The organism is Paenibacillus sp. FSL H7-689 (assembly GCF_000517905.1).
GTDB lineage: Bacteria > Bacillota > Bacilli > Paenibacillales > Paenibacillaceae > Paenibacillus > Paenibacillus amylolyticus.
On sequence record NZ_ASPU01000015.1, the window covers coordinates 63,294 to 75,859 of the forward strand.

Consider the following 12,566-nt stretch of genomic DNA (forward strand, 5'->3'; position numbering starts at 1 on the left):
GTGCACTGATCTCTGCCCTCGTATGAGCAGAACCAGTGCACTTTATTCTTAATAACGATATTAATACACCAATATCTCACGCAGTCGTTCTTCATGGAGATGCATCCAGTCAATCCGCTGTTTGAGTTTCACAATCTGCTCCACAGCCACTTCCGGGTCATCTGTACCCTCGAACATCCGACTGATGAAATGCATGACCACATCCAGACTACGCAGCAAAATCAATCGAGGTATAGCCAGCAATTCTTCCGGTTTCAGGCTGACCTGTTCCCGAAATCCCCTGATCAGTCCCTCCTGTGCCTGCCACATCCAATCTTCACTCTTGTCCATGGTAAGGAGGTCAGACATCGGAACAGCCAGCTCCATTACCCGCAAATCCCATGTCGCAAATTCAAAATCCAAAATGGCACAGATTTCACCATCCTGCTGATCTACCAATACATTCGAGGCATTCACGTCCCCATGAACCAATTGATGCGGCAGATGTTCCATACCCCGCAGGGCTTCAAACAGATCTGGCAGCGCCTCTCTCAGTTGCTTCAACTCATTTGCACATGAGGCCAATTGCTCTGGCGGGGATGTGCATAACTGTAATAATCGTTCTGGTGAACAGAGCGGATACGCATCCTGAATTCGATAATATGGTGGATACACAGGTTCAAGTGGTATATCCCGGGTAGCCATAACAGAAGACAGGGCCCCCGCCGCTTTACCGAGCCCTATCAATTGATCTGGTGTATGCCAGATGGGATTGACGCCTTCCTTATAATGAAACAGAGTCACGATTTTGGTATGACCTGTCAGGGTATCTTTTACTGGAAGGAACGTACCTCTCTCACCAGATAACCGCCTTACAGGTGAAGGTGTATCAAGCTTAAAGTTCGAACGTTGTAGGGCTTCCAGCACCTCGTGTTCAAAGGTGATTTTCATCGGATCATTATGTGTTTCATATTGTCTCATGACGTAATTAGTCCCGTCTACATGGAGCATGTAAGTAGAATTATTCATCCCACCCTTTCCACGCTCGCCTTTCCAATCCGATGTGAAACCATATAAGGCCAACACTTCGGATATACGTTGCTGCTCTGAAGGATGGAGGGAACCGGAATCGATGTTTTGCACCAAAAATTAACCCCTTTATCTCACAAAATGGAACTGACTTCTATTTATCTTAAAGGAAGTCCATCGCTTGGTCTAGTTCTGTTCCAAAGTGATCAAGAGAACGGATAATATCCCGTCCGATTAAGCTGCTCCGCAATGACACGATACCCTCTTGCATTGGGATGCACTCTGTCCCAGAACAACAGTTCACGTTCACGACCTTCAAACCTGTCATACACCTGAGCACACGCATAGTTGCCTGATCCGGCTCCATTCAGAAACGAATTATATTGGCGCACCCAGTACGCAGCTTCCGTCGCTTGTGGATACGGGTTGTACAATCCGATGGATCGGACCATATACTCATGGTTGCCCTTTAACTGCCGAATGTGCCGCATGATCTGGGATACATTACTGCGGGTTTCTCCAAGCACCTGTGTCATTTTGCTGGCATTTGGAATGCCATTACTTGCTTTAAACGTACGAATCAGATCATTCCCGCCAATGGATATGGTAATGATATCCGCTTCACGGAGCGATTGCCGCACTCGGGGATGCGAAGAGATCATCTGCAACATTTCCCCCGACGTCAGTCCATTGACGCCCATATTTTCCATGGATACAAACGTACGAACATTCATTTCTGCCATTCGCCGATATAAAGGAACAAAGCCGGTGCCCAGCAACGCTCCTGTACCTACCGTTAATGAATCTCCTATAGCCACATATCGATATACCATCCCGTCGCCCCTCTCTGCTGTGATTTCTCTGAACAATAATGAATTGCTCTATATCTTATGATGAGTGGCAAGACAAGGCGCGGGATGGTGTCCTTAGGCATGCACCTTTCTTTTGCACAAGACCGTGATCCTTCTGTGGAGGTAAAAAAAGAAAAAAGCCCTGCCGCATAACGCGGCAGAGCCTGATTCATTGCAATGTATTACATGCCTATGGTCCGATCCGAATCAACGGAATCTGATTGTTCCTTGTTCGGGAACGGCCACCAGTTGGCCCGGCCAAACATCTTCACCATCACTGGGACGAAGAATGGCAGGAACAGCAGAGAGTACAAGATCAGTCCGCTAAGGACTACTGTGGCAATCTGCATCATCGAGAGAACACCGGATGGATACATCGCAGCAAATGTACCGCTCAGAATGACTGCGGCAGATAGAATAACGGTGCCCATGTTCTTCATCGCGTACAACATCGCATCCTGTACTTTCATGCCTTTGTTCTCATTGAAACGGTCCATCAGGAAGATGCTATAATCCACACCAAGTGCAATCAGCATAACAAATCCGAAGAACGGAGTAACCCAGCTAATGCCTGCGAATCCGAGGATATTAACAAAGATCACTTCAGTTAACGCCATCGATGTGAAATAAGCCAGTAATAAGGAAACAATCAGATACAATGGCATAATGACCGAGCGAAGCAGTACGACCAGAATAATAAATGTGCCTGCCAGCATCAGCATTACAGTACGTGTATAGTCGTTATTCGAGATCTCCTGCAAATCTGCAAACGTGCTGGTAACGCCACCTATGGCGATATCTGCTTTTTCAAGTGTACTGCCTTGTACCGCGCGAAGTACTGCCGCCTCAATGTCAGGAACACGATCAATGGCTTCTGTTCCGTATGGATTTTCGGCGAAAATAACATCAATTGTCATCGTTTTCCGATCTTCGGACAAATACGTATCAAATACCTGTGTGAAGTCTTTGCTGTTCAGTGCTTCTTCAGGAACGTACCAGCCTGCCAGATCGGAATCTGGTGAATTTTGCAATTGCGTCAGGTAGTCCTGCGCTGAATCCAGTCCCCCGGATACCTGTTTAATACCATCGACACTCTGGTTCAGTCCATCTGTCAGTTGTGTCAGCTGACCACTCAGATCCGAGAAGCCTTGCTGAATTTTCTCCTGACCACCCTGAAGCTGGCCAAGTCCATCCTGAATGGAAGGAATTTCACTAATCACTTTGCCTTGACCATCCGCAGCCTGTTTGAGACCGGATTGCAACTGACCGATTCCCGTTACAATCTGGCCCAGGCCATCGGCAAGCGCCTTTTGTCCGGCTGCTGCGGAGGCAAACCCTTCATTGGCCTGATTAATTCCAGCAGCGGCTTCCCCAAGTTTGGTCTTAATCTGACCCAAACCTTGAGCAAGCTGCGCTGTGCCAGAACCTGTTTCACCAATCGTACCTTTGATACGCTGGTAATCAGAATCTTGCTGCAATTCAGGATAACGCTCTTCAAGTGCTGTGAAGGATTCGGACAGACTGGTTAGAGCTGTTGAAACCCCGTTCAGCTGTTGTTCCAGTTCGCGGGTTCCATCCCCCAGCGCAGCGACCCCTGCTCCCGCCTGACGATAGGCTTCAAGCAACTGATTGTTCGCCTGTGCAAGTTGATCTGCACTCGTTTTGGCTTGCTGAAGTCCGGCTTTCAGATCACCCGCACCTGCGGAACCATCTCGAATGCCTTTTTCAATCTGCCCAAGTCCCTGACTGAGTTGCGTGATACCCGATTGCAACTGGGAGGTTCCTTTGGTAAGTTCACCTGCTCCATCAGCAGCTTCTTTTAACTGTGGTTCATTTTTACTTAGCTGACTGCTGGCTTCACTCAGGCCATCACGGATTTTGTCCAGACCCGTCTTGCCTTCACCCAGTCCATCCGATAATGTTCCCACTTGCTGTGTAACTTCAAAATCTTTAATCTCATCACCCGTAGGTCGTGTCATACTACGGACACCAGAGACTCCGGCTACTTTCTCTACTTCCCGGCTAATTTTCTCGGCAACGGCCATATACTTTGCATTATCCATCGCTTCATCGTTCTGGATAACGATCTGACCCGGCAGCGATTCACCCGGACCAAAGCTGTCAGAGATAATGTTAAACGCTTTTACGGAATCATATTTTTCACCAATCTCATCGAGACTATTGAACGACAGTTTGCCATCGTAGGTTGCCAGAAGAGGCACACAGACAGCTGCAACGATGAGCAGCGCAGCCCATGGACGTTTAAGTGAAAAGCGACCAGCTGCACCATAGATTTTGCTCTCCGCATGTTCAAGTGAACCCTTCGACGGCCAGAATAACTTCTTGCCCAGCACCGCCATGAAGAATGGCACGATGGTCACCAAGGCAAGCATCATCACAGCAATACCTACAGCTACGGCAACCGCAGAACGGTACAACATAAACTGGGCAAAGCCGATCGCAATGAATCCAACCAGCACAGCTAGTGCTGAGAAGAGTACCGTTTTACCGGCAGTACGATAGGTCGCAATGATGGCATCCCACGTATTCTCATGATGAGCCAGTTCTTCCTTGAACCGACTGATCAGCAGGATACAGTAATCCGTACCAATCCCAAACATGACGGCGACCATAAAGATCTGTGTAAATGTGGATATCGGGAAGTCCATCCCATCCACCAGAAATGCAACAATCTGTTGCGATACAATGTAACTGATCCCCACCGTCAGTAGCGGGACAAAAGGAGCTACAAACGAACGGAAGACCAGGAACAGAATGAGTAAAATAAAGACAACTGTAATATATTCCGATTTCTTAAGCCCCTCTTGGGAACTTTCAATGGTGTCCTCATCAATCAGACCTTTACCGGTTATGTAGTGCTCCACATTGACGGACTTCAATGCTTCATTCAGGTCTTCCCGCATTTCCTTGACCGTACGATCTCCCTGATCAATGGATAGCGATGTTAGAATCGTTTTTCCGTCAGCTGAGATCATCTTCTCGGACAGTTCAGGCTGAGAGAAAGGTTCCAGAATGGACAGAATACCGAGCTTCTCCTTGTCGGCCTCCAAGTTTTTAACGGCCTTCTCTGCCTCTTGTTTCCCCGTGGTGCCCAGCCCATCGGGATTATAGAATACAAGGGCGATCTGGCTCCCCTGTTGTTCTCCTTTTTGTGCTGCAGCTTCATTCAGAATCGCTGCTGCCTGGGTGGAAGAGTACCCTTCCGGAACCGAAAACTGTCCCTTTTCCCGAATCAGTTCACTCATGTTAGGGGCGGTAAACATCAACACGGCAGCTACAACAACCCATAGCCCCATTAACCACCATCTTGCTTTTAGTATCGTTCTCATTCGTTCTCCCGTCCTCCTTCATGCGATAGCAAAGCTGCAAGCTTCTCAAAAGATTCAATGAAAATTCGGACTTCTTCCGGTTTAAAATGAACCAGATACGGCTCCAGAATCTGCTGTATTTCCTGTTCTGTTTCCCTGTATACCTGTCGTCCGGTATCCGTCAGTGTCAGATATACAACGCGGCGGTCACGTTCATCCCCGGCCCGATGGACCAGATCGCGATCCACCAGCTTGTTGACCAAAGCGGTAATGCTGCTCTTACCTATACACAGAAGCTCTGCAAGATCAGAGGGCGTGCAGAAAGGTTTCTCTTCAATCAGACGAAGTGCGCAGAACTGATCGGTCGTTATGGTCTGCCCCACTTGTTCGCGTATCCGCGTATCAAACCGCTTATTGACCATAAAGGAAGCATCCAAATAGCGGTTCACCAAACTTTTTGCATCCGGTGTACTCATTCTTCATTCTCCTTTCCCAAATCTATATAGTTCACTTAACGAACTATTCTTCTGTGAAACTATTCTATAATGAAACAATCTTACAAAGCAATACTTTTTTCCTTCTTTTTAGATGAAAACGACAAAAAAACAGGACGTCCGACTCAGCTCATTGCCAAATCCAACATCCTGTACTGATGATAATCCATATATTTTTTAAAGTAATAAAAGGTCTCTGTGCTACTCTTCGTCCGTATCTTCCTCTTTTTCAAGCACACAACGGAATCGCTCCACACCTGGGTATAATTCACCCAGACTATATACCACAAACCCCGTATTCCGATAAAACTCGACGGCTTCCAACTCGGTCTCAGCGATCAGTCTATCGGGATTGTATGTTGCCAACAGTTGTGAGATCATACCACGTCCATAATTTTTAAAGCGGTTTTCAGGCAAAACCGAGATATGATGAATGGTAACCTCACTTGTTCCTGTCTTCTCATATCCAATCAGACCGATCAATTGTCCCTCATCTTCGTAACCGCCCATTTGCAATTCGTCTTTCTCTACATATTGTTGCAACGCACGGTTCAAGTGATCCGGATCAGGAAAGACCGAGTAGGACAACAGCTCCTGTACTTCCGGCTCCTGTATGCGTGATTTCAGATTAATTAACACTTTGATTCCTCCTATACCTTGCTTGTTTCCGTTATCGTATTGTAGTCGTTAGCCTCTAAAAGTTCAAGTCGTGTGCCGATTCGACTCCGATACCCTCCAGCACATTTTGCTCAGCATTGGTATCGTGATGCACATAGGATACAATATCTTCCCGTTCTGATCTGCGACAGCCACACGCGTGTGGCTCCCTCCTCCATCCATCCCTATTACATATGTATTCATCCTTAACCATCTCCCTTCAGACCACACATTAAGAGTGCCGGGTCCATTGTCAGGTCCCGGCAGAGAATTTATTGCTTTTGTACAGCAAAACGAAGCAGTTCACAACGGAATTGTGTCGGTTCATCATACTTTTCCTCTTCAATCGTCTGTGTAACATGCTCCTGAAGCAGAATATTCCAGCCTTTGTAGGCATCCTCCAGTATAGCAATCGCCTCGGCTGTGGGCAGGTTCAGCTCAATTAATGGTTTAATCTCCTTGCCTGTATTGATTTCTTTTTCCTCCACATTGGTGCTCATCGTAATACAATGAATGCCCCCTGTACGAGTTCCGGCCTGTAACCGGTCTATCGCTTCCATGAAGGCTTGCTTATTTGAGACATGTTCCAGACAAGAACATGCAGCAATAAAATCAAAATAGTTTGGCTCCACAGCATAATGTTCAACATCTGCTCTCACTGCCTGTACGATATGATCAACCTGATATTCTTTCGCATACTTGCGAAGTCCGTCTATGGCCTCATCCAGCAAATCCACACCGATGACTTCACTTTTCGTTTTTGCAAGGCGCTGTGCAATCGGTATCGTATGCCTTCCCACTCCGCATCCCAGATCGAGGACACGCAATTCCTCCTTGTGAGCAAGTAGACGTTCCAGCATATCCATCACCATAGGCATGGGCCTCGACATCCAGGTACCAGAGGCGAATAATTCATTATTCTGATAGAAATTGGAATGATAACCTGCCTCTGCTTTTCGCGCAGCCTCAAATTGTTCGTTTCCCATCAAGATACCCCCATCGTTTAGAAAATGATTTGCATCTTCTACTTAATACCCAGATTGTCACAAAAAAATCAATTAACAGCAGGTGACAGATTTTTCTTCATAAAGGATTCCAGCGCCGCCTCATATCCGGTGCGATCGACTTGAAACGCTGTGCCATGACCGGCACGGGGGACGGTCAGCAATTCCTTTTTGGTTGGGCAGGCTTCATACAACCTGTACACCATTTCCGTTGGTACAAACGTATCCGCCTCTCCGTGGATGAATAACACGGGAATGTTAACTTTGGCAAGCTGCTTGAGAGCCGAAGCCTCTCTAAAGGAATACCCTGCTTTCCACCGGGAGATCAGACTTGTGACAGGTATAAACGGAAATGCAGGAAGCTTGTATAATTGCTTTAACTGGAACGTCAGTTCTTCTTCCACGGATGTATACGCACAATCAGATACAATCGCTTTAACCTGAATCGGCAGAACTTCACCACCTGTCATCAGTACGGTTGCTCCTCCCATGGATATGCCGTGCAATATGATTTCCCCTTGTGTACCCACTTTTTCAAGCACCCAGTTGGTCCACTGGACATAATCCTTCCGATCTAACCAACCAAAACCAATGATATCACCTTCACTCTGTCCATGACCTCGATCATCTGGCATGAGTACGTTATAACCGTGCTTTTCCGCATAAAACCGGGCAAATCCAGCCATTTCTCTGCCTCTACCCGAATAACCATGTGCCAGAATAACCGTCTGATCCGACCCTTTATTGGAACCGAGCCATGTACCATACAGTTTTAATCCATCATGTGATTGAAGAGATATCTCTTCTGTAGGCTGAGCATCCAGCCACTTCAGGTCAGAAGCACTGCTAATGATTTCATTGTCCGGTTCAGGCATCAGATTTGGATTATCTACCAAAAACGTTTTTGCTGTACGGCGAATGGCCGTTTTGAAAAAATAAAGCCCTCCTGCCCACAGAAGAGCAAGAACGATCAGTACCAGTGCTGCAAGTACGTAGAATAACATGAACGAGCCCTACCCTCTTTCCTTATTAAGATATATTCAATCTTTACTTACTCGTTGCAGTGCTACACATGCTGCTTGATAGGCGGGTAACAAAGCATCTAGCAAAGGTTCTGCTTTCCGTGATTGACCTTCCTTCGCCAACTGCTCTATCCGGGCAAACAAAGTTGATAAATAACGAATCCCCAGGCTCAAACTCCCTGATTTCAGATCATGGGCTACCTCGGTTGCAGCAACATGGTCACCGGACACAATATGTCTGCGCAGCGCCTCAATTTTGCCAGGTGTATCGGTACGATACATGTCCAACAACATACCAAGGAGTGTACGATCGCCATCGGTGTTTAATTCCGCAATCTCATGTACGATGCTCATATTTAGTACCTCGGTCGGTTCGGAGGATTGCTGCCACTTCTCGATCATCTTGCTCAGAATTTCCAGCGTGAAGGGTTTGCCAATAAAGTCATTCATCCCGGCTTCCTTACACTTGTCTTTCTCTCCCTGCATGACATTACCTGTCATTGCAATGATTGGTGTGGTATGGCGCATTTCATCCATTTCTATCGAGCGGATTTTGCGTGTTGCCTCCAAACCGTCCATCAATGGCATCATATAGTCCATGAGAATCAAACTGTATTTTTTGCTGAGAAAAGCAGCTATTGCCTCTTCCCCATTCACTACAGCGTCCACTTGGGTTATTCCCAGTTTCTTGAGCTGCAACATAACAAGCTGTCGGTTGATGACATTATCATCGGCCAGCAATACAGATACAGAAGGAGCTTCATCATCCATATCCTGCCCCTGTTGCTCTTGAGCGGAAGCAACAGACTGGTTAGCGGACTGGTTACCGTCTTTCTTACCAAGTGTAAGTTCGAACCAGAATGTTGATCCTTCACCCTCCTGACTGTCTACTCCAATCCGACCTTCCATCAGTGTAACGAGCGACCTGCAGATCGATAATCCAAGGCCCGTTCCTCCATACTCACTTGAGCGTCCTCGTTCAGTCTGCATGTAGGGTTGAAATAACTGGTTCTGATCTTCTTCCGAGATACCAATCCCCGTGTCTTCGACTTCAAATCGGATCATTTGTGTAACTTCATCATCTTCCACAAGGGTGACTCGTATCCGCACCGTACCTTCTGATGTGAATTTGTTCGCATTCTGAATTAGATTGATCAGTATCTGTGTAATCCTCGTTGGATCCCCTTCAAGAAGAGTAGAGATTCTGGGGTCACAGTCTATCGATAACTGATTTCCGTTCTTTCTGACTTGGGGTTCGAGCAAACGAACAATATAGTTTATCGTCTCTTGCAGATCCACTTCTCCCAGTTCAAGTCGCATCTGACCCGCCTCAAGTTTGGACAGATCCAGAAGATCCTGAATCAGCTTAAGCAGCAGTTTGGCAGCATCCTGTATAACGGAAACGGAATTCTCCTGTTCTTCAGACAATGGAGACAGCTTCAGCATCTCAGCCATCCCCAATATGCCATTTAATGGCGTACGAAAATCATGACTGATGCCTGCAATAAATGCGATTTTTGAATCACCTGCATCTACTGCTTGCTGACGTGCAGCTTCAAGACTGTTATTGTTCTTAGCAAGCATACGCTGGAGTGTCACCAGTTCATTATTCATATCCGAGAATTCCGAGAGTGTCCGTTCCTCTTGCTCTTTACTCCGGATCATCTGATCCGATAACTGCTCAATCGTTCTGCGTAGCCTCTGTATCTCTCCGCTCTCATTAGACATCACATCATCCCTCTCTTAATCCCTAACCATATCAAGCTGATTACATGTAGCTGGCTGAGCCAGTAATTGTTCTGCAACCGCTACCGCTTCATCGGCTCCTGGAGCATAACCGTCAGCTCCTATCGTTTTCCACAACTCCTGATCAATATTGAAGGGATATCCCCCAACCATAATCTTCACATGTGCCGTTGCCGGATGATGACGGATCAGATGAATCAACTCTTTGGCCAGATGAAGGTGATACGTCATCGTAACCGATATCGCAACAACATCGCCCTGATGCCGCTCTATAGCCTCTATTACACTTCCATTGGGAACATTGGCTCCCAGATAGTGCGTATCCCAACCTTCCATCTCGAACACATCTGTGAGCATACGCAGCCCGATCTCATGTTGTTCACTGCCTACACAGGTAGCCACTAGTTTTTTATCCTGACCCGTATGATTCAACCAGAGGGAATAAAGACGTGACATAAATGACTGGGTCGCTGCCGTACAAAAGTGTTCTTGCCCCACACTAATACGATGGCATTGCCACAATCGTCCAATTTCATATTGGGTGGGCTGAAAGATATATCGATAAATATCACGAATCGTCACCCCAGCTTCTAACTGAGCTTCAATGATCTCAAAGGCTTCTTTCCGTTTATTCTCTAGCAAACACTGTAAGTAAGATTGCGCAGCATCTCCATATGGCATGGATTCGTTGATGTAACCCGCCTGTGACTCCATATGTGTTGTTCTATATATTCCCATCTCCAGATACTCGAGCAGAAGTGACTTTGACGGATGGTCAAATTCTTCTTCCAATGTCTCTTTGATCAGATTGAGATTAATCGCCAGATCTTCTGGTGATACCTTATAACCCTCAAGTAGAACTTTCAGCCAGGCAATATAATGAGTAAACAGACCTGGACTCTGTACGAGCGCACTTTCTGCCAAATAGTTCAAGCTATACTCCGAATCCTGTTTGGTTCGCATTTTTCCATTCTCGCCAAATCGCTCAAGTAAATCGGGCTGTCTGAGATACTGTTTCTCCGTTATTTTATCAGCTAAGTTCGCAGATTCCTGGAGCAAACGTTCTCCTGCTTCTTGATGACTCATAGATGCACCCCTCCTCATACCCGCATCCTACTCAATCTTCATTCGTGACTAATCCAGAATGAGATTGATGTTAGCTGACTTGCAATCGGGATAGGTTCTTCTACTTGATCCAATCCATCCATTCCGCTCTTAATCGTTATGTTCCATTATACATGAACTTTCGATAATCATGTTTTACACACGATGAATGTATAGAACAATCTTCCTATATTATGGAGGGCCTTGCAAGTCAGTCAGCCAGTATATACCTGTACTTTTCGAGATCCACAAAAAAAACTGACCTGCGTTATGAACGCAAGTCAGTTTTCCCTTCTGCCGCCAGTCCCAGCTTCTTCAACATCTTAATCGCATCCACTTTCTCGGAAGGGTCAAGTCCTTCCAGAGCATCAATGATGACCTGATGGTGTTGAGGAAATATCTGTGTGAACAATTCTCTTCCTTCTTCGGTTAACTCAGCGTAAATGACACGCCGATCTTCCTTGGATGGTCGACGAAACAGCAGATTTTTATTTTGCAACTTATCTACAACGTACGTAATATTACCACTGGACATTAAGACCTTTTCACCAATCTTTTGCAATGCCTGCGGTCCCTTATGATATAACAAATCAAGCACACCAAATTCTGTCGTATTCAGTCCGTGACTCTGGATGTCCCGATTGGAACGTGAGGTCACAGAATTGTAGGCCCGAACAAGAACCACGAATAATTGTAAAGACAGTTCCCGGTTGTCCTCCGTGTTCAGCATTTCAATAATCCTCCATCAGTTGTTTACATTTCGGCTCGTATGAGGGGCCAGCTTCTGCTCCCACTCCTCACGGAGCATACCCATACGAATTGAATCATAGTACTGCCCGTGAACGATGCGACACTTCCGCATTCGCCCCTCCACCTGTAATCCGGCTTTCACAGCCGCACGCATCATACGTTCATTACCAGACCAAGTAGTCAATCCAACCCGAACCAAAGGCATCTGTTCGAACAAATGACTTGACCACATGACAAGTGAGCGTGTACCAACCCCGCGTCCCCACTGGACAGATCTGTATATTACAATCCCCATTTCCAGCCACATGGATAACTCATCTTCTATGTAATAGCTGATTGTACCCACAATTTGTCTGTCGGATTCAATAATACGGATTGATACGGGTCTGGAATCGCCTGGATCTACGTCCATACGTTTGAGCATACCTTGTTCAAAAATTTCATAACTTTCGTGTTTAAGTGGGTAATAGGGTGCATCCCATTGCTTCCATTCAGGTACATCATCACTGTAGATCAATTCGTAGAGTTCTTTCAGATCCTGTTTCTCCACACACCTGAGTACAAGTTCACCATCAACGATTGGCAGTTCTTTCATACGATG

At 46.3% G+C, this 12,566-nt stretch carries 11 protein-coding genes; all 11 read right to left on the bottom strand.

All coding sequences use genetic code 11. From position 1 onward, the window contains the following. Positions 1–60: 60 nt before the first annotated feature. Positions 61–1,122 carry a phosphotransferase gene (locus C170_RS11285; protein WP_051447126.1) on the bottom strand — a complete coding sequence of 354 codons (1,062 nt, stop codon included), beginning with the start codon at positions 1,120–1,122 and terminating at the stop codon, positions 61–63. Positions 1,123–1,214: 92 nt separating this feature from the next. Next, positions 1,215–1,841 carry a GDSL-type esterase/lipase family protein gene (locus C170_RS11290; protein WP_017689264.1) on the bottom strand — a complete coding sequence of 209 codons (627 nt, stop codon included), beginning with the start codon at positions 1,839–1,841 and terminating at the stop codon, positions 1,215–1,217. Between the two features lie 200 nt (positions 1,842–2,041). Continuing rightward, positions 2,042–5,209 (bottom strand): MMPL/RND family transporter, encoded by a 3,168-nt coding sequence (locus C170_RS11295; protein WP_036609510.1) that lies wholly within the window; start codon positions 5,207–5,209, stop codon positions 2,042–2,044. Beyond that, positions 5,206–5,664 carry a MarR family winged helix-turn-helix transcriptional regulator gene (locus C170_RS11300; RefSeq protein ID WP_036609512.1) on the bottom strand — a complete coding sequence of 153 codons (459 nt, stop codon included), beginning with the start codon at positions 5,662–5,664 and terminating at the stop codon, positions 5,206–5,208. The genes C170_RS11295 and C170_RS11300 overlap by 4 nt, the downstream gene beginning before the upstream one ends. Before the next feature lie 219 nt (positions 5,665–5,883). Beyond that, entirely contained in the window at positions 5,884–6,321 is a 438-nt protein-coding gene (locus C170_RS11305) for a GNAT family N-acetyltransferase (protein WP_036609514.1), read from the bottom strand. Positions 6,322–6,611: 290 nt separating this feature from the next. Next, positions 6,612–7,325 carry a class I SAM-dependent methyltransferase gene (locus tag C170_RS11310; protein WP_036609516.1) on the bottom strand — a complete coding sequence of 238 codons (714 nt, stop codon included), beginning with the start codon at positions 7,323–7,325 and terminating at the stop codon, positions 6,612–6,614. 68 nt (positions 7,326–7,393) lie between these two features. Next, positions 7,394–8,347: an alpha/beta hydrolase gene (locus tag C170_RS11315; RefSeq protein WP_036609518.1), complete on the bottom strand. Its 954-nt coding sequence runs from the start codon at positions 8,345–8,347 to the stop codon at positions 7,394–7,396. Between the two features lie 36 nt (positions 8,348–8,383). Continuing rightward, entirely contained in the window at positions 8,384–10,093 is a 1,710-nt protein-coding gene (locus C170_RS11320; RefSeq protein WP_036609520.1) for an ATP-binding protein, read from the bottom strand. 15 nt (positions 10,094–10,108) lie between these two features. Next, a complete protein-coding gene (locus tag C170_RS11325; protein WP_036609522.1) occupies positions 10,109–11,197 on the bottom strand; it encodes a cobalamin B12-binding domain-containing protein in 1,089 nt (362 codons plus the stop codon). 286 nt (positions 11,198–11,483) lie between these two features. Then, positions 11,484–11,945, bottom strand: a complete 462-nt coding sequence (locus tag C170_RS11330; RefSeq protein ID WP_017689273.1) for a MarR family winged helix-turn-helix transcriptional regulator — start codon at positions 11,943–11,945, stop codon at positions 11,484–11,486. A gap of 15 nt (positions 11,946–11,960) precedes the next feature. After that, positions 11,961–12,560 carry a GNAT family N-acetyltransferase gene (locus C170_RS11335; RefSeq protein WP_051447127.1) on the bottom strand — a complete coding sequence of 200 codons (600 nt, stop codon included), beginning with the start codon at positions 12,558–12,560 and terminating at the stop codon, positions 11,961–11,963. Between the last annotated feature and the right edge of the window lie 6 nt (positions 12,561–12,566).